Origin of the sequence: Mesorhizobium sanjuanii, from assembly GCF_002529485.1 — a bacterium.
Taxonomy (GTDB): Bacteria; Pseudomonadota; Alphaproteobacteria; order Rhizobiales; family Rhizobiaceae; genus Mesorhizobium; species Mesorhizobium sanjuanii.
Window position 1 is genome coordinate 61,693 of sequence record NZ_NWQG01000046.1, and the last position, 26,366, is coordinate 88,058.

The 26,366-nt window shown below is 63.9% G+C and carries 27 protein-coding genes and 2 pseudogenes; 12 read left to right on the plus strand and 17 right to left on the minus strand.

Annotated features, from left to right (window positions below):
• Nucleotides 1-35 precede the first annotated feature (35 nt).
• From CN311_RS09045 to CN311_RS09065, 5 genes are read right to left on the minus strand one after another with little or no spacing between them, the layout of a single operon-like run.
• Nucleotides 36-617: a sarcosine oxidase subunit gamma gene (locus tag CN311_RS09045; RefSeq protein ID WP_097572975.1), complete on the minus strand. Its 582-nt coding sequence runs from the start codon at nucleotides 615-617 to the stop codon at nucleotides 36-38.
• Nucleotides 610-3,603: a sarcosine oxidase subunit alpha gene (locus tag CN311_RS09050; RefSeq protein ID WP_097572976.1), complete on the minus strand. Its 2,994-nt coding sequence runs from the start codon at nucleotides 3,601-3,603 to the stop codon at nucleotides 610-612. The genes CN311_RS09045 and CN311_RS09050 overlap by 8 nt, the downstream gene beginning before the upstream one ends.
• On the minus strand, nucleotides 3,600-3,896 hold the full coding sequence (locus CN311_RS09055; RefSeq protein WP_097572977.1) for a sarcosine oxidase subunit delta: 297 nt from the start codon (nucleotides 3,894-3,896) through the stop codon (nucleotides 3,600-3,602). Before CN311_RS09055 ends, CN311_RS09050 begins: the two co-directional genes overlap by 4 nt.
• Nucleotides 3,897-3,904: 8 nt before the next feature.
• Nucleotides 3,905-4,327, minus strand: coding sequence for a hypothetical protein (locus tag CN311_RS09060; protein ID WP_097572978.1), 423 nt, complete (start codon nucleotides 4,325-4,327; stop codon nucleotides 3,905-3,907).
• A complete protein-coding gene (locus CN311_RS09065; RefSeq protein ID WP_097572979.1) occupies nucleotides 4,327-5,580 on the minus strand; it encodes a sarcosine oxidase subunit beta in 1,254 nt (417 codons plus the stop codon). Before CN311_RS09065 ends, CN311_RS09060 begins: the two co-directional genes overlap by 1 nt.
• Nucleotides 5,581-5,846: 266 nt before the next feature.
• Between CN311_RS09065 and CN311_RS09070 the strand changes: the two are divergent.
• The 7 genes and pseudogenes from CN311_RS09070 to CN311_RS09100 all read left to right on the plus strand — a co-directional run bounded on the left by CN311_RS09070 (nucleotide 5,847) and on the right by CN311_RS09100 (nucleotide 11,315).
• Nucleotides 5,847-6,604: pseudogene (locus CN311_RS09070) on the plus strand (SDR family oxidoreductase).
• Between the two features lie 105 nt (nucleotides 6,605-6,709).
• Entirely contained in the window at nucleotides 6,710-7,096 is a 387-nt protein-coding gene (locus CN311_RS09075) for an SET domain-containing protein (protein WP_097572980.1), read from the plus strand.
• Between the two features lie 183 nt (nucleotides 7,097-7,279).
• On the plus strand, nucleotides 7,280-7,543 hold the full coding sequence (gene rpsU / locus CN311_RS09080) for a 30S ribosomal protein S21 (RefSeq protein WP_008874389.1): 264 nt from the start codon (nucleotides 7,280-7,282) through the stop codon (nucleotides 7,541-7,543).
• A 158-nt stretch (nucleotides 7,544-7,701) separates the two neighbouring features.
• Nucleotides 7,702-8,547, plus strand: coding sequence for a tetratricopeptide repeat protein (locus CN311_RS09085; protein ID WP_097572981.1), 846 nt, complete (start codon nucleotides 7,702-7,704; stop codon nucleotides 8,545-8,547).
• Nucleotides 8,548-8,711: 164 nt separating this feature from the next.
• Nucleotides 8,712-9,185: a DUF992 domain-containing protein gene (locus CN311_RS09090; protein ID WP_097572982.1), complete on the plus strand. Its 474-nt coding sequence runs from the start codon at nucleotides 8,712-8,714 to the stop codon at nucleotides 9,183-9,185.
• A 79-nt stretch (nucleotides 9,186-9,264) separates the two neighbouring features.
• Nucleotides 9,265-9,744 carry a DUF992 domain-containing protein gene (locus CN311_RS09095; RefSeq protein WP_097572983.1) on the plus strand — a complete coding sequence of 160 codons (480 nt, stop codon included), beginning with the start codon at nucleotides 9,265-9,267 and terminating at the stop codon, nucleotides 9,742-9,744.
• A 137-nt stretch (nucleotides 9,745-9,881) separates the two neighbouring features.
• Entirely contained in the window at nucleotides 9,882-11,315 is a 1,434-nt protein-coding gene (locus tag CN311_RS09100) for an MFS transporter (RefSeq protein ID WP_097572984.1), read from the plus strand.
• 5 nt (nucleotides 11,316-11,320) lie between these two features.
• On the opposite strand, the gene coaBC is transcribed toward CN311_RS09100, so the two are convergent.
• The 5 genes from coaBC to ubiE all read right to left on the minus strand — a co-directional run bounded on the left by coaBC (nucleotide 11,321) and on the right by ubiE (nucleotide 15,682).
• Complete coding sequence (gene coaBC / locus CN311_RS09105; protein WP_097572985.1) at nucleotides 11,321-12,553, minus strand: bifunctional phosphopantothenoylcysteine decarboxylase/phosphopantothenate--cysteine ligase CoaBC; 1,233 nt, start codon at nucleotides 12,551-12,553, stop codon at nucleotides 11,321-11,323.
• Between the two features lie 25 nt (nucleotides 12,554-12,578).
• Nucleotides 12,579-12,986 (minus strand): type II toxin-antitoxin system VapC family toxin, encoded by a 408-nt coding sequence (locus CN311_RS09110; RefSeq protein ID WP_097572986.1) that lies wholly within the window; start codon nucleotides 12,984-12,986, stop codon nucleotides 12,579-12,581.
• Nucleotides 12,983-13,243, minus strand: a complete 261-nt coding sequence (locus CN311_RS09115) for a FitA-like ribbon-helix-helix domain-containing protein (RefSeq protein WP_097573009.1) — start codon at nucleotides 13,241-13,243, stop codon at nucleotides 12,983-12,985. Before CN311_RS09115 ends, CN311_RS09110 begins: the two co-directional genes overlap by 4 nt.
• A gap of 74 nt (nucleotides 13,244-13,317) precedes the next feature.
• On the minus strand, nucleotides 13,318-14,892 hold the full coding sequence (ubiB, locus tag CN311_RS09120) for a 2-polyprenylphenol 6-hydroxylase (protein ID WP_097572987.1): 1,575 nt from the start codon (nucleotides 14,890-14,892) through the stop codon (nucleotides 13,318-13,320).
• Nucleotides 14,893-14,905: 13 nt separating this feature from the next.
• Nucleotides 14,906-15,682, minus strand: a complete 777-nt coding sequence (gene ubiE, locus CN311_RS09125; RefSeq protein ID WP_097572988.1) for a bifunctional demethylmenaquinone methyltransferase/2-methoxy-6-polyprenyl-1,4-benzoquinol methylase UbiE — start codon at nucleotides 15,680-15,682, stop codon at nucleotides 14,906-14,908.
• A gap of 136 nt (nucleotides 15,683-15,818) precedes the next feature.
• Between ubiE and CN311_RS09130 the strand changes: the two genes are divergently transcribed.
• The 3 genes from CN311_RS09130 (at nucleotide 15,819) to CN311_RS09140 (ending at nucleotide 18,234) form a co-directional block, all read left to right on the plus strand.
• A complete protein-coding gene (locus CN311_RS09130) occupies nucleotides 15,819-16,793 on the plus strand; it encodes an adenosine deaminase (RefSeq protein ID WP_097572989.1) in 975 nt (324 codons plus the stop codon).
• A 107-nt stretch (nucleotides 16,794-16,900) separates the two neighbouring features.
• Nucleotides 16,901-17,530: a uracil phosphoribosyltransferase gene (gene upp, locus CN311_RS09135; protein ID WP_097573010.1), complete on the plus strand. Its 630-nt coding sequence runs from the start codon at nucleotides 16,901-16,903 to the stop codon at nucleotides 17,528-17,530.
• 140 nt (nucleotides 17,531-17,670) lie between these two features.
• On the plus strand, nucleotides 17,671-18,234 hold the full coding sequence (locus CN311_RS09140) for a TIGR02281 family clan AA aspartic protease (RefSeq protein WP_097572990.1): 564 nt from the start codon (nucleotides 17,671-17,673) through the stop codon (nucleotides 18,232-18,234).
• A 123-nt stretch (nucleotides 18,235-18,357) separates the two neighbouring features.
• Here the strand turns inward: CN311_RS09140 and deoA are convergent, their stop codons facing one another.
• The 6 genes and pseudogenes from deoA to CN311_RS09170 form a co-directional block, all read right to left on the minus strand.
• On the minus strand, nucleotides 18,358-19,677 hold the full coding sequence (gene deoA / locus CN311_RS09145; RefSeq protein ID WP_097572991.1) for a thymidine phosphorylase: 1,320 nt from the start codon (nucleotides 19,675-19,677) through the stop codon (nucleotides 18,358-18,360).
• Complete coding sequence (locus CN311_RS09150) at nucleotides 19,677-20,486, minus strand: purine-nucleoside phosphorylase (protein ID WP_097572992.1); 810 nt, start codon at nucleotides 20,484-20,486, stop codon at nucleotides 19,677-19,679. The genes deoA and CN311_RS09150 overlap by 1 nt, the downstream gene beginning before the upstream one ends.
• Before the next feature lie 13 nt (nucleotides 20,487-20,499).
• Nucleotides 20,500-20,892 (minus strand): cytidine deaminase, encoded by a 393-nt coding sequence (gene cdd / locus CN311_RS09155; RefSeq protein WP_097572993.1) that lies wholly within the window; start codon nucleotides 20,890-20,892, stop codon nucleotides 20,500-20,502.
• 81 nt (nucleotides 20,893-20,973) lie between these two features.
• Nucleotides 20,974-21,945, minus strand: a complete 972-nt coding sequence (locus tag CN311_RS09160) for an ABC transporter permease (RefSeq protein ID WP_097572994.1) — start codon at nucleotides 21,943-21,945, stop codon at nucleotides 20,974-20,976.
• Nucleotide 21,946: 1 nt separating this feature from the next.
• Nucleotides 21,947-23,085, minus strand: a pseudogene (locus CN311_RS09165) (ABC transporter permease).
• Nucleotides 23,082-24,614 (minus strand): ABC transporter ATP-binding protein, encoded by a 1,533-nt coding sequence (locus CN311_RS09170; protein WP_097572995.1) that lies wholly within the window; start codon nucleotides 24,612-24,614, stop codon nucleotides 23,082-23,084. The pseudogene CN311_RS09165 and the gene CN311_RS09170 overlap by 4 nt, the downstream one beginning before the upstream one ends.
• Nucleotides 24,615-24,799: 185 nt before the next feature.
• Between CN311_RS09170 and CN311_RS09175 the strand changes: the two genes are divergently transcribed.
• Together CN311_RS09175 and CN311_RS09180 are read left to right on the plus strand one after the other, a co-directional pair.
• The gene (locus CN311_RS09175; RefSeq protein WP_208866465.1) at nucleotides 24,800-25,006 is read left to right on the plus strand and encodes a SlyX family protein; all 207 of its coding nucleotides are present in this window, start codon (nucleotides 24,800-24,802) and stop codon (nucleotides 25,004-25,006) included.
• 13 nt (nucleotides 25,007-25,019) lie between these two features.
• Nucleotides 25,020-25,205 (plus strand): hypothetical protein, encoded by a 186-nt coding sequence (locus CN311_RS09180; protein ID WP_097572997.1) that lies wholly within the window; start codon nucleotides 25,020-25,022, stop codon nucleotides 25,203-25,205.
• A gap of 77 nt (nucleotides 25,206-25,282) precedes the next feature.
• Here CN311_RS09180 and CN311_RS09185 read toward each other — a convergent pair whose 3' ends face one another.
• Nucleotides 25,283-26,272, minus strand: a complete 990-nt coding sequence (locus CN311_RS09185; protein ID WP_097572998.1) for a BMP family lipoprotein — start codon at nucleotides 26,270-26,272, stop codon at nucleotides 25,283-25,285.
• Between the last annotated feature and the right edge of the window lie 94 nt (nucleotides 26,273-26,366).

The following is a 26,366-nucleotide window of genomic DNA, read 5'->3' on the forward strand; positions in this document are numbered from 1 at the left end:
CTGGCAAACGATCCGGCGCGACGAATGTTCCTGGCTCACGCTGCCGCGTCGCCTGCCGCCTCCGACAGGAAAGTAAAGACATAGTCGGAGAAGGAACGCCAGCATTCGACCCGGAACGCGTCCTCGGCGGTGCGCAGCAGCACGATCTCGACCTTGCCCAGGATGGTGCGCGACGCCGCCCCCACCGGAAAGGCGTCGAGCGACAGATCCTGCGGACAGCCTGAGTTGACCGCCTCGGCAGAAGCCGGGCCGGTGACGGAAATGGCGACGTTGCGATGCGAGATGCCGACCGCCGAATGCAACGCAGTTACCTTAGCGCAATCGGCCAGCGGATCCTTTCCGGCCTCGTCGATGATCAGCCATTCGTCCGGTCCAAGCCACAGCGCCGTGCGCCCTGCCTTGGACGCCGAGGTCTTCGGCTTGCGTGGCAAGGTCACGCCAAGCGCCTTCGAAAGCGCCGCCACGGAGGCCTCAGGCGCGCGCAGCGAGATGCGCTCCGCCGACGGCAGCACGGCAAGCCTAACGCCGGTGGCGGAAAGTTCCTGACCAGCGAGCGCGGCGCGGCGTTCGGCCGACGGCGCCGCGGCGGCGGTTTTCCTGGTGGCGGCCTTAGCCATTGAGGCGCTCCCCCTTCTCGTCGAAGAACACCATGCCGGTGACCTCCACTTCGATCACCTCGTTCGGCATCGGCACGTATAATGTCTCGCCCATTCGATCACGGCCGCCAGCGACCAGCGCCAGCGCGATCGAGCGGCCGCAATTTTCCGACCAATAGCTGGATGTCACATGGCCGATCATTGTCATCGGGACCGCCTGCTTCGGATCCGCGACGACCTGCGCACCTTCTTCCAGCACCACTTTCGGATCCTTGGTCTTCAGGCCGACAAGCTGCTTGCGGCCCTTGGCGACGAGATCGGGTCGCGCCATGCCCCTGATGCCGACGAAGTCGGTCTTCTTCTTGCCCACCGCCCAGTCGAGACCGGCATCGTTCGGCGTCACCGTGCCGTCGGTGTCCTGGCCGACGATGATATAGCCCTTTTCGGCGCGCAGCACGTGCATCGCCTCGGTGCCATAGGCGGTCGCCCCATGCTTCTGGCCTTCGGCCCACAGCGCCTCCCAGACTGCCTGGCCGTAGTCGGCCGGCACATTGACCTCGAAGCCGCGCTCGCCGCTGAACGACATGCGGAACAGCCTTGTCGGCACGCCGCAGATCCTGCCTTCGCGCACCGACATATGCGGCAGCGCCTCGTCCGACATGTCGATGCCTTCGACCAGCGGCGCGATGATGTCCCGCGATCTGGGTCCCTGCACCGCAATGACGGCCCATTGTTCGGTGGTCGAGGTCAGCCAGACATTGAGATGCGGGAACTCGGTCTGGAGATAATCCTCCATATGGTTCATGACGCGCGGCGCGCCGCCGGTCGTCGTCGTCACATGGAAGCGGTCCGGCGCCAGCCTGCCGACGACGCCGTCATCATAGATGAAACCGTCCTCGCGCAGCATGATGCCATAGCGGCAGCGGCCGGGCTCGAGCTTCTCCCAGGGGTTGGTGTAGAGCAACTCCATGAACTTCGCCGCATCCGGCCCGACCACCTCGATCTTGCCCAGCGTCGAGGCGTCGAACAGTCCGGCCGTCTTGCGCACGGTGACGCATTCGCGGTCGACGGCGGCGTGCATGTCCTCGCCCGCCCTGGGGAAATACCAGGCGCGCTTCCATTGGCCGACATCCTCGAAGACAGCACCTTGGGCCTCGGCCCATGGGTGGATCGCCGTCTTGCGGGTCGGATCGAAGAGCGGACCGCGCGCGTGCCCAACGATCGAACCGAAGGTGACGGGCGTATAGGGTGCCCGGAACGTCGTCAGCCCGACTTGCGGGATCGGCTTGCCGAGTGTTTCGGCGGCGATCGCCAAGCCATGCATGTTGGAGGTCTTGCCCTGGTCGGTCGCCATGCCGTTGGTGGTGAAGCGCTTGACGTGCTCGATCGAGTGCATGCCCTCATGCACCGCCTGGCGGATATCCTTGGCGGTGACGTCGTTCTGGAAATCGACAAAGGCCTTGACCGTCGTGTCCGGCCCGGCGCCGGGTGCTGCACCCAGCATGCCGCGCGACCAGCTTTCGCTGGCGTCGACCTTCGGTTTCGTGCCCTTGGCGGCCTTGGCGCCGGCATCCTTCGACGCCTTGGCGCCCGCCGCATAGGCCTCGTCGATCGTCGCCGAAAGCCCGTCGGTGCCGTTGCAGGCGCCAATGGAGACGCAGTCCTGCGCATAGGTGCCAGGCACGAAGCGCTTGGTTTCGTCGTTGAAGGCGACCTTGCCGCGCGATTGCGAGAACAGATGCACCGATGGCGTCCAGCCGGCCGACATCAGGATCGCGTCGACGGCGATAGTGCGCTCGCCGCCGCCATTCTTTGGCTGCACGGTCATCGACGTCACCCGCAATTTGCCGCCGGCGCGGATCACCGCGCGGCCGAAATTGATCTCGATGCCGAGCGCCCTCGCCTCGTCGATCACCGGCCCGGTCGGATTGTCGCGCAGGTCGACGATGGCCGCCACGTTGACGCCGGCCTTCTTCAGGTCGATCGCCGCGGCATAGGCGGAATCATTGGCCGTGTAGACGCCGACATTCCTGCCGACGGCGACGCCGTAATGATTGAGATAGGTGCGCGCGGCCGATGCCAGCATGATGCCCGGCCGGTCATTATCGGCGAATACCATGTGGCGCTCGATGGCGCCCGTCGCCAGCACCACGCGTTTGGCGCGAACCTGCCACAGCCGCTCGCGCGGCAGGTCGCGGCCCGGATTTTGCAGATGATCGCTGACCCGCTCGACCAGCCCGACAAAGTTCTGCGCGTAATAGCCGAAGGCAGTCGTGCGCGACAGCACGCGGACATTGTCTAACGCCTTGAGCCTGGCGATCGCCGCTTGCGCCCAGGCAAAGCCGTCCTGGCCGTCGATCCCAGCACCACTCTCGAAACGCAAGCTGCCGCCGAATTCCACCTGCTCGTCGGCAAGGATGACGCGCACGCCGGTCTCGGCCGCCGCAAGTGCGGCCGCAATGCCGCCAGCACCGCCGCCCAGCACCAGCACATCGCAATGCGCGTAGCGCGCCGAATAGTGGTCGGAGTCGGGCTGGTCGGGCGCGACGCCAAGGCCGGCTGCCGCCCGTATCTTCGGCTCGTAAAGGTTCTTCCAGGCCGCCTTCGGCCACATGAAGGTCTTGTAGTAGAAACCCGCCGAAAACAGCGGCGAGGCGATGTCGTTTACCGCTCCGACGTCGAAGGCTAGCGACGGCCAGCGGTTCTGCGATTGCGCGGTGAGTCCGTCATAGAGCTCCTGGACGGTCGCCCGCACATTCGGCGTCTTGCGCGCCGCGTCGCGCTTGATCTCGACCAGCGCGTTGGGCTCCTCGGCGCCGGCCGACAGGAAGCCGCGCGGCCGGTGGTATTTGAACGAACGGCCGACCAGATGAACGCCGTTGGCAAGCAGTGCCGAGGCCAGCGTGTCCCCTTCGATGCCGGAATAGGACTGGCCGTCGAAGCTGAAGCGCGCCGTCTTTGCCTGGCTGAGACGCCCGGCGGCGGAAATGCGGAACGCGCCGCTCATTTGGCAACTCCCGGCAGCTTCACAGGCTTCGGCTCGCCGGCCTTGTAGGTCATCAGGAACTTGTCGCTGACGGTGTCGCGCACGGCGTTGAAGAAGCGCGCGCAGCCATGCATGTGCCGCCAGCGCTCATAGATGATGCCCTTGGGGTTGGAGCGGATGAAGAAGAACTTTTCGAAGTCGTCATCGCTCTCGCCGGCAATATCAGCCGAACGCGCGATATGCGCTTCGCCGGCATTGCGGAATTCGAGTTCCGGACGCTCTTCCTCGCAATAGGGGCAGCGGATGAGAAGCATGGTGTTTCCTACAATTCGCCGTGGCCGACATGGGCGCCGGCCGGTTGGTCGCAAAGCCGCTGGCCGAGCATCGCGAAGGGCGCGACCAGCCGGATGCGTTCCTCGACACTTGCCGCCGGGCGGAAAAGGTCGCGATCAGCCATGTTGCCGATCGTGAGTTGCAACGGGTCGGTGGTCACGATGACGTGGCGTGGCTGGAACGTCTGGTCATCCTCAAGTTCGGCCGGCCGGTTTTCCAGGAAGGTGACCACCTTCTGGCCGCCGCTCCAGACACAGGCGAGCACGCCCGCGTCGACGGAAAACGGCCATCCGGTCTCGTTCTCGGCGCGGCTGATCGGCTGCAGGCGCACCTCTTCCACCGAGGGAAAATGAAACAGGCCCTGCTCGCCCGCGAGCAGCAACGGCATCGCCACTGCGACCTCGGCCATCATCAGTGCGCCACCGCCGCCGCCGCCGCCTCGTCGATGAGGCGGCCGGTGCGGAAGCGTTCGATGGTGAAGGGCGCGTTGATCGGATGCGGATCGTCCCTGGCGATGGTGTGGGCAAAGACGTGGCCCGAACCCGGCGTCGCCTTGAAGCCGCCCGTGCCCCAGCCGCAATTGACATAGAGGCCCGGCACCGGTGTCTTGGCCAGGATCGGCGAGCGGTCGGGCGTCACGTCGACGATGCCGCCCCAGGAGCGCAGCATCTTCATGCGCGTGAAGATCGGAAACATCTCGCAGATCGCGTCGAGCGTATGCTGCAATATGTGCAGGCCGCCGGTCTGCGAATAGGAGACATACTGGTCGGTGCCGGCGCCGATGACCAGCTCGCCCTTGTCGGACTGCGAGATATAGGCGTGCACCGTGTTCGACATCACCACGCACGGCACCACCGGCTTGACCGGCTCCGACACCAGCGCCTGCAGTGGATAGCTTTCCAGCGGCATGCGCACGCCGGCCATGTTCATGATGACGGAGGAATGGCCGGCCGCCACGACGCCGACCTTCTTGGCGCCGATGAAGCCGCGCGTCGTGTCGACGCCGGTGACGGCGCCGTTTGGCGCGCGCTTGACACCGGTGACCTCGCAATTCTGGATGATGTGGACGCCGCGCGCCGAAGCGCCGCGCGCATAGCCCCAGGCAACCGCATCGTGACGAGCCGTGCCGCCACGGCGCTGCAAGGCAGCCCCCACTACGGGATAACGCGCCTGCTTCGAGATGTTCAGCGGCGGGCAGAATTCCTTCGCCTGCTCCGGCGTCAGCCATTCATTGTCGATGCCGTTCAGCCGGTTGGCATGCACATGGCGCTTCAGCACCTGGATGTCATGTACATTGTGGGCCAACATCATGACGCCGCGCGCCGAGTACATGACGTTGTAGTTGAGCTCCTGGCTCAGCCCATCCCACAGCTTCAGCGCATGGTCGTAGATGCCGGCGCTCTCGTCGTAGAGATAGTTGGAGCGGATGATGGTGGTGTTGCGACCGGTGTTGCCGCCGCCGAGCCAACCCTTCTCCAGCACCGCGACATTGGTGATGCCGTGCACCGAGGCGAGATAATAGGCGGTGGCCAGGCCATGGCCGCCGGCGCCGACGATGATGACGTCGTATTCCTTCTTCGGCTCCGGCGAGGACCATTGCTCTTCCCAGCCCTTGTGGCCGCGCATGGCCTCGCGGGCGATGGCGAATACCGAATATTTTTTCAACGCTCAAGCCTCGCAGATACCGGCCGGGCATCCAATCGAGCCTCGGCGCGCGAGGTGTATCACTAGCGAAACAGCGCTGCCACCCTTGCGCTGTTTGCGACGGCGCTTGCCGTTTTGCGCCGTTACGAAAAAGACGCATCGGAAGCAATGAACGATCAATTCCTGTCATGAGGCCTTCGCAGGTATCGGGTGGCTCGCGCCGCCCTAAGCTGCGATCAACATCCCGATTGCCGGCAAAGCTGGCGCGAATAAAAAGGATGCAGAAAATGCTCGCACTGACCAACAAGGTCGCCATCGTCACCGGCGCCAGTTCCGGCATCGGCCGCGCCACAGCAAAACTCTTCGCCGAGGAAGGCGCCAAGGTGGTCGTCGCTGCCCGTCGCCAGGCGGAGCTTGACGCACTCGTCGCTGAAATCGAGGACGCCGACGGCGCGGCAATCGCCCTCGCCGGCGACGTCAGGGATGAAGCCTACGCGAAAGCCCTGGTCGACCTGGCTGTCGAAAGCTTCGGCGGGCTCGACATCGCCTTCAACAACGCTGGCTCGGTCGGCCAGATGGGACCGGTTCCCGACATGTCGCTGAAGACGTGGCACGAGACCATCGACACCAACCTGACTGGCGCCTTTGTCGGCGCCAAATACCAGGTGCCGGCACTGCTGGAGCGCGGTGGCGGCTCGCTGATCTTCACCTCCAGTTTCGTCGGCCGAACCGCCGGGATACCGGGCATGGCAGCCTATGCCGCGGCGAAGGCCGGCCTGATCGGGCTGACGCAGGTGTTGGCGGCCGAATACGGAGCACGAGGGTTGCGGGTCAACGCATTGCTGCCCGGCGGCACCGACACGCCGGGCGCCACCACGACCACGCCGGAGGCAGGGCTTTCGTCGAAGGCATTCATGCCCTGAAGCGCATGGCGCAGCCGCAAGAGATCGCCCGCTCGGCACTCTATCTTGCCTCCGCCGCGTCGAGCTTCACCACCGGAACCGCACTGTTTGCCGACGGCGGCGTCTCGATCAACCGGACGTGAACTGTTCGGCGGCGCGGCACACATCAGCCGAAATGTCGCAAGACCGCCCTTGATTTTCGCTGCGATTTGACGATTTCGTTTTCTCGTCGAAAACGGGCCGGAAACATGCTGCTGATCAGAACCTATATTGCCCAGAGCGCAATCGAAGGCGTCGGCGTGTTCGCCGCCGAACCGATCCGGAAGGGAGCGTCGATCTGGCGCCTCGATCCGGACTTCGACCGGCTGATCCCGATGGAAAAATACGAGGCGGCACCGCCGCATCTCAAGGAATTGCTCGACAGATACGCCTATCCAAGTCCCGACAGGCCGGGCTTCATGGTCTACGAAGTCGACAATGGACGCTTCATGAACCATGCCGAGCGGCCGAACACCGATTTTTCGCAATATGGCGGGGCGACCGCCACCCGCGATATCGTGGCGGGCGAGGAAATAACCTGCGACTATGGCGAATTCTTCGAGGATTTCGCCCGGCTTCATTTGGCGACGGCATAGAGCTCAGCCAAGAAGTCGTCTAACGACGATCGATGGTGGTTTTGGCAGCCGGCCTTCATTGGCTGTGGACACAGCCCCCTGATTCTGCTATCAGCCGCCACAATTCGTGGTGTAATTCGCCGCGGAGGCTTTCGGCTATGGCCGCTTGCCTATTGATATCAAACCCGAAAGACAGGATTGCCCGTGCAGGTACTCGTTCGCGACAACAATGTTGATCAGGCGCTTCGCGCGCTCAAGAAAAAGATGCAGCGCGAAGGCATCTTCCGCGAAATGAAGATGCGCGGACATTACGAGAAGCCCTCCGAGAAGCGCGCTCGCGAGAAGGCGGAAGCCGTTCGCCGCGCCCGCAAGCTGGCCCGCAAGCGCGCCCAGCGCGAAGGCCTGCTGCCGATGACGCCGCGCCCGGTCGCGGCCGGTGCCGCTGGTGCAGCGCGTCCGCCGCGCTGATACCGTCAATTTTTCGTCCTTTTCGAAGGATACCCAAGGTGGCGCGATGCGGAATCGCCGCCACCTTTTTGTTTTGAATGCGACCCAGTTCGGAGAAGGCCGGTTCGGAGGGGGAGAACGGACCTGACGGCGCGGCGGCAGTTAAGGACAGAGCAGACATGAACGCAATTACCGTGGAGCGCCGAACCGCACTGCGCGGCTTTGCACTGACGGCAGCCCTGCTTTCCGGCCTGGCGCTGGCCGGCTGTCAGACGGCCCCGACTGGCGAATTCAACAACATCGACAAGGCGCAAGGCTCGACCGAGAATATCTCCTCGCTCTCGGCCGTCATCCAGCGCAATCCCCAGGATCCTGAAGGCTACAATGTGCGCGGCTCCGCCTATGGCCGCGGCGGCCAGTATCAGGCGGCGCTGAAGGATTTCAACACCGCCATCCAGCTCAATCCGAATTTCTACCAGGCCTATTCGAACCGCGCCCTCATCCAGCGCTTCCTCGGCAACCAGGAAGCCGCCCTTGCCGATTACAACCGCGCGATCCAGATCAATTCGAGCTACGACGCCGCCTATATCGGCCGCGGCAACCTCTACCGCAAGGCCGGCCGCACTCAGGAAGCCTTCAACGATTTCCAGAAGGCGATCCAGCTCGACACGACCGATGCCCGCGCCTACCACAATCGCGGCCTGATCTATCAGAGCCAGGGCCAGCACGCTTTCGCCATCGAGGATTTCTCGACCGCCATCTCGCTGTCGCCGGACGCTGCCGAGCCCTACAACGGCCGCGGCCTCTCCTACCTCGCCATGAACGATGAGGACAACGCTTTCGCCGATTTCAACATGGCCATCAAGCTCGACGGCAAGAACGCCGAAGCCTGGTCCAATCAGGCGCTGATCTACGAGCGGCGCGGCGACAAGGCGAGAGCCGCCAAATCCTACCGCGAAGCGGTCCATCTCGACCCGACCTACCAGCCGGCCAAGGATGGCCTGGCGCGGACCAACGCCGGCTGATCGAAGGCGGCGTTCCAGCCATGTGTGGCAGGCCTACCGCCTGACATGGCTTCGAAGCCAATCGGTAATGCCATATTAACTCTTGCCTTGATCGCGCCAAGTTTTCGGCGGAACGCTCGACGCATTCGACCGTTTAATCCAGGCAATTGCGAAAGGATTCCCCCATGATCAAGAAAATCGGCTGCGCCGCAGCGCTCGCCACGACCCTGCTTGCCGTTCCCGTCAACGCCGGAACTCTCAGGCTTGGCACGCTTGATTGCACCATCGACGGTGGCACCGGCTATGTCATCACGTCAAACAAGGGCGTGTCCTGCACCTTCCGCCCCTATGATCACGGGCCGTCCGAGAAGTACACCGGGATGATCTCCAAGCTCGGCGTCGATATCGGGCAGACGCATCAGGGGCAACTGGCATGGGCGGTTCTGGCCGCCACCCGCAGCCGTGACGAGGGCGACCTTGCCGGCAGATATTATGGCGTCAACGCCGAGGCGAGCATCGTGACCGGCGGCGGCGCCAATCTCCTGGTCGGTGGACTGGACGGCGCCTTCATGCTGGAGCCGCTCAGCGTCCAGGCGCAGACTGGCGTGAACCTGGCGGTGGCGGTCGCCTCGTTGGAGCTGATCCACTCCTTCAAGTAAGCGGGCACATTCGCCCCCTCTACTCACGGCGCGGAACAGGATACTGTTTCGCGCCGTTGTTTTTTTGGGGGGATCCGCCGTGCGGAAAATCATCATCGCCTCTGCCATCGTCGCCATCTGGGCAGGTCAGGCCCATGCGCGCGATCAGGGCGTCGAACTTGGCGTGCTGGATTGCGCCATCGGCGGCGGCACCGGCTTCATTTTCGGCTCGAGCAAGGATCTGAGCTGCACCTTCACGCCCGCCGACAAGACGTTTGCGCCGGAAGCCTATTTCGGCGTCGTCAACAAATACGGGTTGGACATCGGCACCACCAGACAGAGCGTGATGCAGTGGCTGGTGCTGACGCCGCTGAAAAACATCTACGCGCCGGGCGCGCTGGCCGGCGATTATGTCGGCGCCAGCGCCGAGGTGACGGCCGCGGTCGGCGCCGGCGCCAACCTGCTGGTCGGCGGCTCCTCGCAGGCCTTCACGTTGCAGCCGCTCAGCCTGCAGACACAGACCGGCGCCAACATCGCCATCGGCGTCAGCCAGTTCCAGTTGCGCAGCATGGCCGACTGATCGAGGCGGATCGCCCACGCGTAAAATAACGCTTGAGCTCAACAGCGGTTGAGGTTCTACAAGCCTTCCCGGCCAGAGCCGAGCGCCGTCCCAGACGCTGACGTTCCGGCGCTTTTTGGCAGGGTCGGGAGGTCGAATTGGTCGCAGGCGGCAGCAACAAGGTGGACTGGCGGGCGCTGTGGGCAGGCGGCGATCTGGCGCGCTTCTGTTTCATCAATCTCGGCATTCTTCTCTACGCCACCAACGAGACGATGCTGGCCACAGTGACGCCGGCGATGGTCAGCGAGCTGGCCGGCGTGCAGTTGGTCGGCTGGTCGCTGGCGGTCTACGAGCTCGGCGCCATCGTTGCCGGAGCGGCTGCCGGCCGGCTGGTGAGCTACGTGCCTCTGCGCACCAACATGATAGTTGCCTCGCTGCTCTATGCTTCGGGCGCGCTGATCAGCGCGCTGGCGCCGTCAATGCTTGTCTTTCTCGGCGGCCGCGTCGTCGAGGGGCTTGGCGGCGGCGCATTGGTGTCTTTGGCCTTCATCTCGGTCGAGCGGCTGTTTCCGCGCGCCATCTGGCCGCAGCTCTTCGGCGTCATGTCGGCGATCTGGGGCGTCGCCGCCTTCAGTGGACCGATGCTTGGCGCGATCGTCACCGAAATCTCGTCCTGGCGCTGGGCCGTCGGCATCTTCGCGGCTGGCGGCGGCGCCATGGCATTGGCGAGTTTCATCGTGCTCGACACGCCCGGGGCGGCAAGCCCCGCAACGTCGGGCAAGGCGCCGCCTTTCCCCTACGCGGCACTCTTCTGTCTCGCCATCAGCGTGGTTCTGGTCGCCGCGGCCGGCGTCGACATTGCCGTGCTGCGTTCGTCGCTGCTGATGATCCTTGGCCTGGTCGGTCTTGCAGCCTTCTTTCGCATCGATGCCCTGAAGCCTGGCTCCCGGCTTTTCCCGTCATCGCTGTTTTCCTGGCGCTCGCCGGTCGGCGCTGGCATGACCATGGTCGCCGCCTTCTCGGTGGCGACCTGCTCCTTCGGCGTCTACGGGCCTTTGCTGCTGACCAGCCTGCACGACATCCCGCTGCTGACCACAGGTTACATCATCGCCACCGAATCGATCGCCTGGTCGATCCTGTCGATCCTTGTCGCCAACGCGCCGCAGGAGCGCGAACGGCCGATCATCGTCTGTGGCGCACTGATGATCGCGGCGGGCGTCGCCGGCTTCGCCTACACGGTGCCATTGGGCTCCATCCCGTTGATCCTGCTTTGCGCCCTGCTGCAAGGTGGCGGCTTCGGCATCGCCTGGCCGTTCATGACACGCGTTGTCGTTGCATCGGCGTCTGCAAGTGAACAGACCATCGCCGCGGCCGCGGTGCCGACCATGCAGCGTATCGGTTATGCTGTGGGCGCGGCGCTTGCCGGGATCATCGCCAATGCGAGCGGCTTTTCCGACGGCCTCAACCGCGAGGCGGCGGCGAACGTCGCAAGCTGGCTGTTCCTTGCCTTCGTGCCGCTCGGCATCTTGGGATGCCTTGCCGCGCTCAAGCTGGCGACAGTGACAGGCAGGCCGCAGGAAGCGACGGGATAGACTAATCAGACCACAATCGTCTTCAGCCGTTCCGCGATCAGGGCGGCGAGTCGCGCCGCCACTTCGTCCTTGGTCATCTCCGGCCATTCCTCGACGCCGGTCTTGGAGACGATCCGCACCTTGTTGCGGTCGCCGCCCATGACGCCCGAAGGTCCGACGCCACTTTCATGTGACACATCATTGGCGACGATGAAGTCGGCGCCTTTCTTCCTGAGCTTGGCCTCGGCGTTGCGGATGAGATCCTGCGTTTCGGCGGCAAAGCCGACAACCAGCCCCGGCCGCAGCTTGTGATGGCCGACCCCGGCCAGGATGTCCGGGTTCTCGACCATCTGCAGCGCCGGCGGCCCCTCGCCCGCCACCTTCTTGATCTTCTCGCCGGCCGTACCGGCGGTGCGCCAGTCGGCGACCGCCGCGACAAAGACCGCCGCGTCCGCTGGCAACAAGCTTTCGACCGCGGCCTGCATCTCGGCCGCGGTTTCGACATGCACAGTGGTGACGCCGGCCGGATCGGCAATCGAGACCGGCCCGGAGACGAGGCGCACATCGGCGCCCAGCCTGGCAAGTGCCGCCGCGATGGCATGGCCCTGCTTGCCGGACGACCGGTTGGCAATGTAGCGCACCGGATCGATCGGCTCATGCGTCGGCCCCGAGGTGACGATGATCCGTCGGCCCGAAAGCGGCTTCGGCCTGGTATCGAGCAACGTCTCGATGGCGGCAACGATCTCCAGCGGTTCGGCCATGCGGCCCTCGCCCGCCTCGTTGCTTTCGGCCATTTCGCCCTTTACCGGACCGATGAAGGGGATGCCGTCCTTGGCCAGCGTCGCGCGATTGCGGCGGGTCGCCGGATGCGACCACATTTTCGGATTCATGGCCGGCGCCAGCAGAACCGGCTTGTCGGTGGCCAGCAGAACGGTCGAGGCCAGGTCGTTGGCATGGCCATTGGCGAGCTTCGCCATCAGGTCGGCGGTGGCCGGCGCCACGACCACAAGGTCGGCCTCGCGCGACAGCCTGATATGTCCGACATCGTGCTCGTCTTGGCGATCGAACAACTCGGTGAAGACATGGTCGGCGGACAGCGCGCCGACCGAGAGTGTGGTGACGAATTCCTGCGCGGCTGATGTCATCACGACACGCACCGCAGCGCCCCGTTCGCGCAGCCGGCGGATCAGGTCGAGCGCCTTGTAGGCGGCGATGCCGCCGCCGATGATGAGCAGGATGCGCTTGCCGGAGAGGGTCATGCCCGATGCGAGTTCCTTTCCGATGTCATGCCGGCTTCAGCGCCGGTTCGATATCGGTATGGATGAAATCATTGCCCTTGAAAAGCAGCGGCAGGTTTCGTGTCTTGGCCAAGGCGTAGGCGAAGCAGTCGCCCATGTTAAGATCCGCACGGTGTTGAGATCCGCGACCATAGCGAGAGTAGGCAAGTCGTGCGACTTCAAGCTGCGCCAAATCAAAAGGAACTACCGTCAGTTCGAGATGGTCTATGAGCATCTGGAACTCTTTAGCATTGACGCCTCCGCTTGATCGGCTCGCCACACAATGCGCCTCCAGCAACGTCGCAGTGCTTATCAATGCGGCAGGTGAAGTTCCGAAAACGTCTATGAACGCAGCTGCGTCAGGTTCTTCGCCAATGATGGCAATCAAAGCTGAGGTATCGACTGCGACCGTCACAGAAGTCCATCGTCCCACATATGATCACTGATGGCTTTGAGATCAAAAGGACGTTCTAGCTTGCGTCCTAGCGCCAAGATTTCTTCGCGAGAAGCTTTCAGCCGCCATGCTCCACTCTCAAGCTTGGTTTTTGGAATGGTCAAATCACGCAACGAATCTCGCACTTCCTGCTCCATAGAAACCCCACGAGCAGCAGCGCGTTCGCGAAGCACCTGTTTCACACTGTCGTCTAAATTTCGGATTGTTATGGTGCTCATTGTTTGCCCCTTCCACCTAACATAGGTTACAAGTAGCATGCATGCAATGACAGCACTGCTGTCATTGCATGCATTCAGACAAGTTTCCACGCAATGTAGACCAGCGTCAGCGCGAGCACCCACAGCGCCAGCCGGCCGGACCTTGTATAGCGCGCCTCGGCCTTGCCGATGGCGCGTGCGGTCGCCTCGTCGAAGCGCAGGCCGTGTTCGGCCATCAGGTCGATCTCGCGCGACAGCCGCTCGGTGCGGGCCGCAAGGTCGGGCGCCTGGCGGGCCAGCGCCAGCATCGCCCTGGCGCCATCGCGGGCATCGGTAAGCAGGCCGCGCGGGCCGAGATTGCCCGCTATCCAGTCGCCGACCACCGGCTCGGACGTCTTCCACATGTTGAAGGCCGGATCGAGCGTGCGGGCGACGCCCTCGACCACCACCATGGTCTTCTGCAGCAGGATCAGTTCGGGCCGCGTCGCCATGTCGAACAGCTCGGTCACCTCGAACAGCAGCGTCAACAGCTTGGCCATCGAGATGGTCTCGGCCGGCTGGCCATGGATCGGCTCGCCGATGGCGCGGATCGCCTGCGCGAAGGCGGCGACATTGTGCTGGCGCGGCACATAGCCGGCCTCGAAATGCACTTCGGCGACGCGCAGATAGTCGCGGGTGATGAAACCATAGAGGATTTCGGCGAGGAACCGGCGCTCCTTCTTGCCGAGCCGCCCGGCAATGCCGAGATCGACGGCGACGATGGTGCCGTTGGCCTCGACGAACAGGTTTCCCGGATGCATGTCGGCATGGAAGAAGCCGTCGCGCAGCGTGTGGCGCAGGAACGACTGTATCAGGTTGACGGCGATCGCCCTGAGATCGTGGCCGGCATCAATGAGGCCGGCGATGTCGTTCATCTTGACGCCATCGACCCACTCCATGGTCAAGACGTCGCGGCCGGTCCGCTCCCAGTCGACGGACGGCACGCGGAAGCCGGGATCGTCCTTGGTGTTCTCGCCGAGTTCCGAAAGCGCCGCCGCCTCGAGCCTGAGATCCATCTCGATCTTGGTGGTCTGCGCCAGGGTCTCGGTCACCTCGACCGGCCGCAGCCGGCGAGAGGACGGGATGTATCTCTCCTGCAGGCGGGCAGCCAGGAAATAGCTTTCGAGATCGTGGAAGAAGCGGCGGCGCACGCCTGGCCGGATGACCTTCACCGCCACGCTTGAAGCAACGCCGTCATGAACGGTTTCGGCAGAATGGACCTGGGCAATTGAAGCGGCAGCGACGGCATTGCCGAAACTGGCGTAGAGATCGCCGATCTTGCGCCCGAGCGAGGCCTCTATCGCAGCGATGGCCTCGCCCTGCGGAAAGGTATGCATCTTGTCCTGCAGCATGGCGAGATCGAGCGCCATGTCGTTGCCGACGACATCGGGCCGCGTCGCCAGGAACTGGCCAAGCTTGACGTATGATGGCCCGAGCCGCACCACCGCCTTGGCCAGCCGGTCGCCGCGTTCATAGGCAAGCGCGCGGCGGCGCGTGAACAGCCGCGCCAGGCGCCAGCCGAACTTCGGCAGGCCGGAGAGCTCTTCGCCCGGCAGCGCGGCGACGACGCCTTCGCGGACCAGCACCCAGCCGGCCCGTACGAGCCTGAAAGCAGCGCCGACGGAACTCATGATCGGGCCAGCCTCAAAGCTTCCAGCCCGAATGCAGCGCGGCGATGCCGCCGGAATAGTTGCGGAAAGAGGCGCGGTCGAAACCCGCGCGGGTGATCATGGAGGCAAAATTCACCTGATTGGGAAATTTGCGGATCGATTCCACGAGATAGGAGTAGGGTTCGTCGTCGCCGGTGACGGCTTTGCCGATCCTGGGGATGGCGTTGAACGACCAGGCTTCATAGGCCTTGTCGAGCAGTGGCATCTCGACCTCGGAAAATTCCAGGCAGAGAAAGCGGCCGCCCGGCTTCAGGACGCGATAGGCCTCGGCAAGCGCGACATCGATGCGCGGCACGTTGCGGATGCCGAAGGCGATCGTATAGGCATCGAATGTGGCGTCGGGGAAAGGCAGTTCCTCGGCATTGGCCTCGACGAAATCGGTGTTGTCGGACAGCCCTCTTTTCTCGGCCCGGTCGCGGCCTACCGTAAGCATCGAGCCATTGATGTCGAGAACCGTGGCATGGGCATGACCGTGGCTCGCCTCGACGATCCGGAAGGCGATGTCGCCGGTGCCACCGGCAACGTCGAGAACCTTCCAACCTGGGCGTTTCGGCGGATTGAGCCACGTCACCATGGCGTCCTTCCACAACCGGTGCAGCCCGGCCGACATCAGATCGTTCATAAGGTCGTAGCGGTTGGCGACCTTGTGGAAAACGTCGTTGACCAGGGACTGCTTGTCGTCTGCCCCTACGCGCTTGAAACCATAGGAGGTTTCCATGCCGCCCGCGGTCGTGGTTCTCTCAACTGACATTATTTTGATCCGTCATAAAACCGGCGGGACCATAGCCGATCGATGGTGCGGGCGCTATTGTTTAAGGCGCGGTGTTCGGCCGCGCTTCTGGTGCGGCTTTGAATCCCACACCAGACGAATCTGACGGGATGACTGCATGCCTTTGAAAGCGGAACTGCACTGCCACATCGAAGGGGCAGCGGCGCCCGAACTCGTCATCCGTCAGGCGCAGAAATACGGCAAGGACACCTCGCCCTACATCCGGGACGGCTCGTTCGTCTGGCACGATTTCAGCTCTTTCCTCGCCGCCTACGATTTCTCCTCCGACCTCTTCCGCACGGAAGAGGACTATGCGCGGCTGGCCGATCATTATCTGACCAGCCTCGCCCGCGACGGCGCCATCTATTCGGAAATCTTCACGTCGCCCGATCACGCGACGAAAGCCGGACTGTCGCCCAAGGCCTATACGGACGCGCTTGGCGAAGGCATGGCCCGCGCCAAGGCCAAGACCGGCATAGAGGGCCGCATGATCGTCACCGGCGTGCGCCATATCGGCGTCGAGGCGATCGAGCAGGCGGCGCGTTTCGCGGCGCGCTGCGGCCATCCGCTGGTGACCGGCTTCGGCGTCGCCGGCGACGAGCGGATCGGCGACCTGGAGGATTATGTCAGGGCCTTTGAGATCGCCCGCGAGGCCGGCCTCGGCATCACCGTCCATGCCGGCGAACTGATGGGCTGGGAGAGTGTGGCGGCAGCACTCGACCACATCCGCCCTTCCCGCATCGGCCATGGCGTGCGCGCCATCGAAAACCCCGATCTGGTCCGCCGCATCGCCGACGAGGGCGTCGTGCTCGAATGCTGCCCCGGTTCCAACATCGCGCTGAAGGTTTTCGACAGCTTTGCCGACCACCCTTTTCCGGCACTCAAGGGAGCGGGCTGCAAGGTGACGCTCAACTCCGACGACCCGCCCTATTTCTGGACGTCGCTGAAGCGCGAATATGACATTGCCGCCGAGCATTTCTCGATGAACGACAAGGCGCTCACCGCCGTCACCAGAACGGCAATAGAGGCCGCCTTCGTCGACAGGAAGACCAGGGCGGCCTTGCTCGCCCGCCTCAACGGTGCGGGGCGTTAAGGCTCTTTTTCTCCAGCAAAAGCTGTGGTCGGCGCCAGCAACCAGTTCCTTGGCCGGCGTATTGCCGATAGGGTTTGCGCAAGCAGCCGGAATTTCAGGAGAGCACCATGCAGGGCGTCACCGTCGTCGACCATCCGCTTGTCCAGCACAAGCTAACCATCATGCGCAAGAAGGAAACCTCGACGGCCGGCTTCCGGCGGCTGCTGCGCGAGATATCGCTGTTGCTGGGTTACGAGGTCACCCGCAACCTCGAACTGACGACGACCACCATCGAAACGCCGATCGAGACGATGGAAGCGCCGACGCTGGAGGGCAAGAAGCTGGTCTTCGCCTCGGTGCTGCGCGCCGGCAACGGTTTGCTCGAAGGCCTGCTCGACCTGGTGCCGGCGGCGCGCGTCGCCCATATCGGCCTCTACCGCGATCATGAAACACTGGAAGCTATCGAATATTTCTTCAAGGCGCCGGGCGATCTCGCCGACCGGCTGGTGATCGTCGTCGATCCGATGCTGGCCACCGCCAATTCGGCGATCGCTGCCATCGACAAGCTGAAAGGGCGAGGCGCCACCAACATCCGTTTCCTTTGCCTGCTGGCGGCGCCCGAGGGCATCGAGCGCTTCACCAAGGCGCATCCGGATGTTCCGGTTTTCACCGCCTCGATCGACCGCCAGCTCAATGAGAAAGGCTACATCATGCCCGGCCTCGGCGACGCCGGCGACCGCATGTACGGGACCAAATGATCGAAGCATGGTTCTGGCGCCCGCTGTGGAGTTATCCGCCGGCCGTTTACCTCTCGTTTACGCAAAGGCGCAGTTTCAGCACCCGTTAAAGCGGCGAACACCATACCGGATTAAGGATCGGCGTTCACGAAGGCCGGTCCATGCTGCGCAAGCTTCTCATTCTTGGCGTGTTTGCCGGAGCATCGGCGTCCATCCCGATGCTCTATCAGTCGAATCCGCACATGCTGGACGGCCTGCTGAAATCGGCGGTCGGGTCCAGGCCAGATGTCGAAGCACCAACGGACCTGAACCTGGCCACCGCCCCCAGCAAGCCGGCGATAGCGCAGCCGCTGGGCCGCAAGGTTGTCGTTGCGGCGGACGCGCGCGGGCATTTCACCTCGACATTCAGGCTCAATGGCCGTCAGGTCGATGGCATGATCGACACCGGCGCGACGTTCGTCGCCCTTAACACCTCGACCGCGCGCCGGATCGGCATTTCGCTGAATGCCTCCGACTTCCGCCACCAGGTCAACACCGCCAATGGTGCGATCAAGGCTGCCCTGGTGACGATCGACCGCCTGCAGATCGGCAAGATCTCAGTCGAAAGCGTCCAGGCGGTCGTGCTCGACGACAAGGCGCTGCGCACCAACCTGATCGGTATGAATTTTCTCCAGCGGCTCGAAAAATACCAGGTCGAAAACGGCGCGCTGTTGCTCGTGCAATAGAGCACGATCCCGAAAGGTTGCAGACTTTTCGAACAAGATCATGCGAAAAACAAAGACCTAGAACAGGATGACCAATTCAACTTCAACTCATCCTGCTCTAGAGGCAGCTGTGCGGTAGAAGAACTATCCGCGTGGCAGGATCCGCCGGATGACGGCTTTTTCCGCGGCCGGCTTGGAAGCGCCTATCGTATAGGCCGAAAGCACGGTGGCTGCTGCCGCCTCGGCATCCGCCGTAGTGCGGGCATGGACCAGCGCCAGCGCTTCACCGGCCCGCGCTTCCGCGCCGACCGGCAGCAACCTGGTGATGCCGACCGCGTGGTCGATCCTGTCGTCCGGATGCCTGCGCCCGCCGCCGAGGCCCACCACCACAAGCCCGACATCACGCGTCGCGATACCGGTGACAAAACCGTTTCCGGTCGCCTTGACCGCAAGTTCCACCGCCGCCTTCGGCAGGTATTTGTCCGGCCTTTCGACGAAATCGGCCGGACCGCCGAGTGCCGCCACCATGCGCCCGAAGACAGAAGCCGCGCGGCCGCCGGCAAGCGTCTCGGTGGCGCGGCGCATGCCGTCCTGGTTGGATGACACAAGACCTGCCGACTGCAGCATGTCCGCGGCCAGCGCCAGCGTTACGTCTTCCAGCCGGCGGTCGCGAAAACGGCCGGTGAGGAAGTCGACGGCATTGCGCACTTCGACCGCATTGCCCGCGGCTGACGCCAGCGGCTCGTTCATGCCCGTGACCAGCGCCGAGGCCTTCAGCCCCGCACCGTTGGCGACTTCGACCAGGCTGTTCGCCAGAGCCGTTGCATCGCGCGACTTCTCCATGAAGGCGCCATTGCCGACCTTCACGTCGAGCACCAGCGATTGCAGGCCGGCGGCCAGCTTCTTCGACAGGATCGAGGCGGTGATCAGCGGCACGGATTCGACCGTTCCCGTCACGTCGCGGATCGCATAGAGCCTGCGGTCGGCGGGCGCCAAATGCGCGGTCTGGCCGATGATGGCGCAGCCGGTTTCGAGCACTGCCTTGTGCAAGCGCGCCACATCCGGCTGGCTGATATAGCCGGGGATAGCATCCATCTTGTCCAGCGTGCCGCCGGTATGGCCGAGACCTCTGCCCGATATCATCGGCACATAGGCGCCGCAGGCGGCAACGATCGGCGCCAGCATCAGCGAGACATTGTCGCCGACGCCGCCCGTCGAATGCTTGTCGGTGACCGGGCCGGGCAGGTCCGACCAGTCAAGTACCTCGCCGGAATCGCGCATGGCAAGCGTCAGCGCCACCGTCTCGTCGCGGCTCATGCCGTTGAAGAAAACCGCCATGGCGAAGGCCGCGGCCTGGCCCTCCGAAACGGTGCCCGATGTCAGGCCTTCGATGAACCCCGCAATCTCCTGCGGCGACAGCCTATGGCCGTCGCGTTTGCGGCGGATGATTTCCTGGGGAAGCATCAGCTCTCCGGCAACCCGTCTCGGAACACGCGCTGGAGAATGGTCGCCAGCCGCGCGCCGCCGATCGGCGCCATGTCCTTGGTTTCCTGGTGCGAAAGCTCCGCCCCGGTCATCCCCGCTGCGAGGTTGGTGATGACCGAACAGGCGGCCACCCGCAGACCGAGGAAGCGGGCGAGAATGACCTCCGGCACTGTCGACATGCCGACGGCGTTGGCGCCCATGATGCGCGCCATGCGGATCTCGGCCGGCGTTTCGAAGCACGGCCCCGAGAACCACATGTAGACGCCCTGGTGCAGCGTGGTCGCCGTCACTGCTGCTGCCTTCTCGATCGCCTTGCGAATGCCGGCATCATAAGCCTCGGTCAGGCCGACGAAACGGCGGTCGCTCGGCTCGCCGATCAGCGGATTGGAGCCCGAGAAATTGATGTGGTCGGTGATCAGCATCACCGACCCCGGCCCCATCGCCGGATCGACCGAGCCGGCGGCATTGGTGAGGATCAGCTTGGTGATGCCGATGCCGGAAAGCACCTCGAGCGCCGGACGCATCGCGGCCGCATTGCCATGCTCGTAATAATGCGCGCGGCCGGACAGCATCAGCACCGGCGTACCGGCGAACAGCCCCGCCACGACCTCGCCGGCATGGCCGCTGACGCCGCTCCTGGGAAAGCCCGGCAAGTCGGCGTAGGAAATGCGCACGGCACCCTCGACCTGATCGACAAGCCCGCCGAGGCCCGAACCGAGCACCAGCGCGGTTGTCGGCACCAGCCCGTCCAGCCTTTCGACGAGGTGATCGAGTGCTTTTTCCGTCATTTCATCCAGTTCTTCATTTCAAGACGTCGCCCTTGAAGCCGTAGGGCAGCATCTCGCCCATAGTCACGGTCTCGACCACGCCGCTATTGTCGCAGAGATAAAGTCTGGTTTCGGGCTGGCAGAACTCGGCCAGCCGCTGGCGGCAGCCGCCGCAGGGCGAACATTTGGCCGTGCGCTCGGCAATCACCGCGATCTCCGTGATCCTGCCGCCGCCGGCCATGATGTAGTGGCCGAGCGCGGTGGTCTCGGCGCACCAGCCTTCCGGATAGGACGCGATCTCGACATTGGCGCCGGCAAAGACCCGACCGTCCTCGGTGCGAAGTGCCGCCCCCACCGGGAACTTCGAATAGGGCGCATAGGCCTTGGCCATGGCGGCCTTGGCCGCTTCGAACAGATCATGCGACATTCGGTTCTTCTCTCGGATGATCTTGTTCAAAACCCGGCGCTTCCTTTCCCCGCGATGCCGATCCACATTTTCAGGATCAGTTCAGCGTTCCTTGACATAGGGCACGCCGCCGGCGCGCGGCGGGATCGCCTTGCCGATGAAGCCGGCGAGCAGGATCACGGTCAGCACATAGGGCAGCGCCTGCATGAACTGCACCGGCACCTTGCCGATGACAGGCAGCGGCGTGCCTTGCAGGCGGATCGACAGCGCGTCGAGGAACCCGAACAACAGGCAGGCGAACATGGCGTTGACCGGCTTCCACTTGGCGAAGATCAGCGCGGCAAGCGCGATATAGCCCTTGCCGGCGGTCATGTCCTTTACGAAGCCGCCATTCTGCACCATGGACAGATAAGCGCCTGCGATGCCGGTTAGCACGCCGGTGCAGATCAGCGCCCGGTAGCGCAGCCAGGCGACGGAAATGCCTGCGGTGTCGACGGCCGCCGGGTTCTCGCCGACCGCGCGCAACCTGAGGCCGAAGCGGGTGCGAAACAGCACCCACCAGGTGAACGGCACCATCAGGAAGGCGAGATAGACCAGTATGGAGTGGCCGGAGATCAGTTCCGCATAGATCGGTCCGAGGATCGGCACGCCCCTCAGCGCGTCCGCGCCGGGCCAGGTGATCGCCTCGAAGCGCTCGCCTGGCGCCAGCGCCGGCGTGCGCCCGCCTTGGCTGAACCAGGCCTGGCCGAGCATGATCGTCGAGCCCGCGGCGATGAAATTGATCGCCACGCCGGAGACGATCTGATTGCCGCGATGGGTGATCGAGGCGAAGCCATGCACCATGGCAAAGGCGACCGAGATCAGGATGGCCATGCCCAGCCCGATAAGGGCCGAGTGGAAGACCGATGCGGCCGCGGCGCCAGCGAAGGCGCCGACCAGCATCTTGCCCTCGAGCCCGATATCGAAGACGCCGGCGCGCTCCGAATAAAGGCCGGCGAGGCAGGCCAGCAGCAGCGGCACCGACAGGCGGATGGTCGAGTCCAGGACCTGGATGATGGCGTTGAACAGGTCCATCTCAGGCACCCTTCCCCTTGGCCGCTTCGATGCCGACCGATCGCGGACTGAACGAGGCGAACAGCGCCTGGACATAAGGGCGGAACATGTGCTCGAGCGCGCCGGCGAACAGGATGACCAGACCCTGGATGATGACGATCATGTCGCGGGAAATCGCCGGCATCTCGAAGGCGAGCTCGGCGCCGCCCTGGTAGAGCATGCCGAACAGGATGGCGGCAAGCACGATGCCGACCGGATGCAGGCGCCCCATCAGCGCCACCGCGATGCCGACGAAGCCGGCGCCCGAGACGAAATCGAGCGCAACATTGTGCTGGTCGCCCATCGTCGGGTTGAGCGCCATCATGCCGGCCAGCGCGCCCGAGATCATCATGGCGATGATGATGATGCGGGTTTCCGAAATGCCGGCATAGCGTGCCGCCTTCGGACTGTGGCCATAGGTGCGCATCTCGTAGCCGAGCCTGGTGCGCCAGATCAGCAGCCAGACCAGGAACGCCATGAGAAGCGCCAGCAGGAAGGTGATGTTGAGCGGCGCCGAACGGATCTTGGCGCCGAACAGCTCGATCACCCAGTTGAGCTTCGGCAATTGTGCGCCGTCGAGGAAGGTGCGCGTCTGCGGCGCCATTGAACTGGGCGGCTTCAGGAACCCGACCAGCGCATAGACCATGACGCTGGCGGCGATGAAATTGAACATGATGGTCGTGATGACGATGTGCGAGCCGCGCTTGGCCTGCAGATAGGCCGGGATCAGCGCCCACAGCGCACCCATCGCCGCCGAGGCGACGATGGCGACTGGAAAGGTGAGCCACCACGGCAGCACGCTGTCGAAGGCGAGGCAAACGATGCCGATGCCGAGGCCGGCAATATAGCCCTGGCCCTCGCCACCGATGTTGAACGGCCGCAATGCGCCGCGACCGCCACCGAAAGCCCGCTGAAGATGAAGGTGGTGGCGTAGAAAAGCGTGAACGCGATACCCGATCCCCTGCCGAAGGCGCCTTCGACCAGGATGACGGCCGCACGGAACGGGTTCTCGCCGACCAGCATGACGACGAAACCGGCGACGATGAAGGCGACCGCGAGATTGATCACCGGGATCAATCCGTAATCGGCCCAGGCCGGCAGCTTGGCGTAGGGCGCGCTCATTGCGCGGCCTCCCGCTGTTCGACACCGGCCATCAGCAGGCCGAGTTCGCCTTCGGTCGCTTCGGGGCCGCGCTCGCCCACGATGCGGCCGGCAAACATCACCAGGATCCGGTCGGACAGCGAACGGATCTCGTCGAGCTCGACCGAGACCACCAGCACCGCCTTGCCCTGGTCGCGCATGGCGATCAGCCGCTTGTGGATGAATTCAATGGCGCCGACGTCGACGCCGCGCGTCGGCTGTCCGACGATCAGCACGCCCGGATCCTGTTCCATTTCCCGCGCCAGCACGATCTTCTGCTGGTTGCCGCCGGAGAAATTGGCGGTCTTGAGCCGGCAGTCCGCCGGGCGGATGTCGTATTTGGTGATCTTGTCCTTGGCGTCGTTACGAATGGCATCGATATCGAGGAACGGCCCTTTGAGATAGCGCTCGTCGTCGTGATAGCCGAGGATCGAATTCTCGTTCTCCTCGAAGGCCAGCACCAGGCCGACATGATGGCGGTCCTCCGGTACATGGGCGAGCCCGCGGTCGCGCAACTCGCCGGGATCGGCGGCCCCGGTGAGGTCGATCGGCTTGCCGTCGAGCATGACGGAACCGGAGACGGCGCGCCTGATACCGGAGATCGCCTCGAGCAGTTCGGACTGACCGTTGCCAGCCACACCCGCGATACCGACGATCTCGCCGGCACGCAGGTCGAAGGAGATATCGTCGACCATGGTGACGCCGCGGGTATCCTTCACCGTCAGGTTCTTGACCGCAAGCTTGACGCCGCCGGCCTCGGCCTCACCCTTCTCGACCCTCAAGAGCACGCGCCGCCCGACCATCAGCTCGGCCAGTTCCCCGACCGTGGTCTCTTTTGTCGCCCTGGTCGCCACCATCGTGCCCTGGCGCATGACCGAGACCGTGTCGGTGATCGCCATGATCTCGCGCAGCTTGTGGGTGATCAGCACCACCGTCTTGCCCTGCTCCTTCAACTGCTTGAGGATGCGGAACAGATGGTCGGCCTCAGCCGGCGTCAGCACCCCGGTCGGCTCGTCGAGGATCAGGATCTCGGCGCCGCGATAGAGCGCCTTCAGGATCTCGACGCGCTGCTGCAGGCCGACCGGCAGCTCCTCGATGATCGCATCGGGATCGACCTCCAGCCCATATTCGCGCTCGAGCCGCTCCAGTTCGGAGCGCGCCTTGGCAATGCTCTTCTTCAGGAGCGCATCGCTTTCGGCGCCGAGGATGACGTTTTCCAGCACCGAGAAATTGTCGACGAGCATGAAATGCTGATGCACCATGCCGATGCCGAGCGCGATGGCATCGTTGGGCGTCTTGATCGAGGCAGGCTTGCCGCCGACGCGGATCTCGCCGCTGTCGGCTTGGTAAAAGCCATAGAGGATCGACATCAGCGTCGACTTGCCGGCGCCGTTCTCGCCGACAATGCCGTGGATGGTGCCGCGCGCGATCTCCAGGTTGATGTCGCGGTTGGCGCGAACGACTCCAAAACTCTTGTTGATGCCGATCAGCTCGATTGCCGCTTGCGCCATGCAGCCAGTCCCACTCTTATTTTTTTATCGCTTGGTCAAAACGCCTAGCATGACGCCCCGCCCGTGCCAATTGGCCGGAACGGCACCACTCTCGGCAAATCACTGCGCGCTTGTCAATTTCGAACGTGGCCACGGCCTTCACATTCGCTAATGTGGCACTTTGCACGTCCGAGGATTTTCGAATGATCATGCCCGCTGACCGGCTGACGACGCTGGAAATCCGCGCCGCCGAGCAGGAGAAGACCATCGAGGAACTGTCCGGCCAGATCGCCGAGCAGTGGAAGGTGATCGAGCGCATGCAGCGCAAGCTCGATGCGCTGACCGAGCGCTTCCTGGCGCTGGAGGAACAGGCCGCCCCCGACGTGCCGGTGACCAAGCCGCCGCATTGGTAGAGGAGCAACGGACATGGCCGATGAAAACGGCCGCATCGGCCAGGGCAAGGCGAAGCCACCGGTGATCGACAGCTTGCGGCAGCCGCCCCATGGTATCGGCCTGCACGCACTCGGTGGCCGCCGTGGATTTGCTATCGCCATAGGGCTGATTACGGCGTTCGCGTTGGGCTACCTGGCGGCAGTGCTTACGCTGCCCTGAACGGCCTCCGGTTCGGAATTAAAGCAAAGCCGCCGGGTTTTCACCCGGCGGCTTCGATCGAATCGGCGGTGCCGCGATCAGTACGGGCAGGCGTTGTCCGACATATAGTCGTGCACCTTGATGGTGCCGGCGATGATGTCGGCCTTGGCCTTTTCGACCGCCGCCTTCATCGCATCGTCGACAAGCGCCTTGTTGTTGTCGTCCATGGCGTAGTCGACGCCGCCCTCCTTGAGGCCGAGATCGTTGATGCCGGCGGTGAACTTGTCGTTCTTGGCGTCCATGAAGGTATTGTAGACGGCAACGTCGACGCGTTTGACCATCGAGGTCAGCACCTTGCCGGGCTGCAGGCCGTTCTGGTTGGAATCGACGCCGATGCCGAGCTTGCCAGCGTCAGCCGCCGCCTGCAGCACGCCGACACCGGTGCCGCCGGCTGCGGCGTAGATCACGTCGGCGCCCTGGTCGATCTGCGTCTTGGCGATTTCGCCGCCCTTGGCGGGATCGTTCCAGGCCGCCGGCGTGTCGCCGGTCATGTTCTGGAAGACTTCGGTAGCACCGGCCGCCTTGGCGCCGCCGACAAAGCCGCAGCCGAACCTGCGGATCAGCGGAATGTCCATGCCGCCGATGAAGCCAACCTTCTTCGACTTGGAGGCCATCGCTGCCATCACGCCGACGAGATAGGAGCCTTCCTGCTCCTTGTAGACGAGGGAGCGGACATTGGGCTTGTCGACGACCATGTCGATGATGGCGAACTTGGTGTCGGGAAACTCGGTGGCGATCTTGTCCAGCGCGTCCGACCAGGAAAAGCCCGCCATGACGATTGGATTGCGGCCATCCTCGGCGAAACGGCGCAGCGCCTGCTCGCGCTGGGTGGCGTTGGAGACCTCGAATTCCACATAGGGGATGCCGGTCTCGGTCTTGAACTTTTCGGCGCCATTGTAGGACGCTTCATTGAATGATTTGTCGAACTTGCCGCCCAGATCATAGAGAATCGCGGGCTGGATGTCCGCGGCGAAGGCCGGAAGAACCATGGCAACTGCGGCCAGGAGGCCGAGAACGATACGTTTCATGTGATCCACACCCTGTCGGTTATTTTTTCCGTTACGCACCGCCTGCCTGCCCGGTTCTCCGGCAGGCATGCGGCATCAGGCAGGAGTGTCTTCC

Bases quoted from the DNA above. Each gene is read 5' to 3' on its own strand.
- CN311_RS09045 (WP_097572975.1), bottom strand. From the start codon at position 617: ATGGCTAAGGCCGCCACCAGGAAAACCGCCGCCGCGGCGCCGTCGGCC.
- CN311_RS09050 (WP_097572976.1), bottom strand. From the start codon at position 3,603: ATGAGCGGCGCGTTCCGCATTTCCGCCGCCGGGCGTCTCAGCCAGGCA.
- CN311_RS09055 (WP_097572977.1), bottom strand. From the start codon at position 3,896: ATGCTTCTCATCCGCTGCCCCTATTGCGAGGAAGAGCGTCCGGAACTC.
- CN311_RS09060 (WP_097572978.1), bottom strand. From the start codon at position 4,327: ATGATGGCCGAGGTCGCAGTGGCGATGCCGTTGCTGCTCGCGGGCGAG.
- CN311_RS09075 (WP_097572980.1), top strand. From the start codon at position 6,710: ATGCTGCTGATCAGAACCTATATTGCCCAGAGCGCAATCGAAGGCGTC.
- CN311_RS09085 (WP_097572981.1), top strand. From the start codon at position 7,702: ATGAACGCAATTACCGTGGAGCGCCGAACCGCACTGCGCGGCTTTGCA.
- CN311_RS09090 (WP_097572982.1), top strand. From the start codon at position 8,712: ATGATCAAGAAAATCGGCTGCGCCGCAGCGCTCGCCACGACCCTGCTT.
- coaBC (WP_097572985.1), bottom strand. From the start codon at position 12,553: ATGACCCTCTCCGGCAAGCGCATCCTGCTCATCATCGGCGGCGGCATC.
- CN311_RS09115 (WP_097573009.1), bottom strand. From the start codon at position 13,243: ATGAGCACCATAACAATCCGAAATTTAGACGACAGTGTGAAACAGGTG.
- ubiB (WP_097572987.1), bottom strand. From the start codon at position 14,892: ATGAGTTCCGTCGGCGCTGCTTTCAGGCTCGTACGGGCCGGCTGGGTG.
- ubiE (WP_097572988.1), bottom strand. From the start codon at position 15,682: ATGTCAGTTGAGAGAACCACGACCGCGGGCGGCATGGAAACCTCCTAT.
- CN311_RS09130 (WP_097572989.1), top strand. From the start codon at position 15,819: ATGCCTTTGAAAGCGGAACTGCACTGCCACATCGAAGGGGCAGCGGCG.
- upp (WP_097573010.1), top strand. From the start codon at position 16,901: ATGCAGGGCGTCACCGTCGTCGACCATCCGCTTGTCCAGCACAAGCTA.
- CN311_RS09140 (WP_097572990.1), top strand. From the start codon at position 17,671: ATGCTGCGCAAGCTTCTCATTCTTGGCGTGTTTGCCGGAGCATCGGCG.
- deoA (WP_097572991.1), bottom strand. From the start codon at position 19,677: ATGCTTCCCCAGGAAATCATCCGCCGCAAACGCGACGGCCATAGGCTG.
- CN311_RS09150 (WP_097572992.1), bottom strand. From the start codon at position 20,486: ATGACGGAAAAAGCACTCGATCACCTCGTCGAAAGGCTGGACGGGCTG.
- cdd (WP_097572993.1), bottom strand. From the start codon at position 20,892: ATGTCGCATGATCTGTTCGAAGCGGCCAAGGCCGCCATGGCCAAGGCC.
- CN311_RS09160 (WP_097572994.1), bottom strand. From the start codon at position 21,945: ATGGACCTGTTCAACGCCATCATCCAGGTCCTGGACTCGACCATCCGC.
- CN311_RS09170 (WP_097572995.1), bottom strand. From the start codon at position 24,614: ATGGCGCAAGCGGCAATCGAGCTGATCGGCATCAACAAGAGTTTTGGA.
- CN311_RS09180 (WP_097572997.1), top strand. From the start codon at position 25,020: ATGGCCGATGAAAACGGCCGCATCGGCCAGGGCAAGGCGAAGCCACCG.
- CN311_RS09185 (WP_097572998.1), bottom strand. From the start codon at position 26,272: ATGAAACGTATCGTTCTCGGCCTCCTGGCCGCAGTTGCCATGGTTCTT.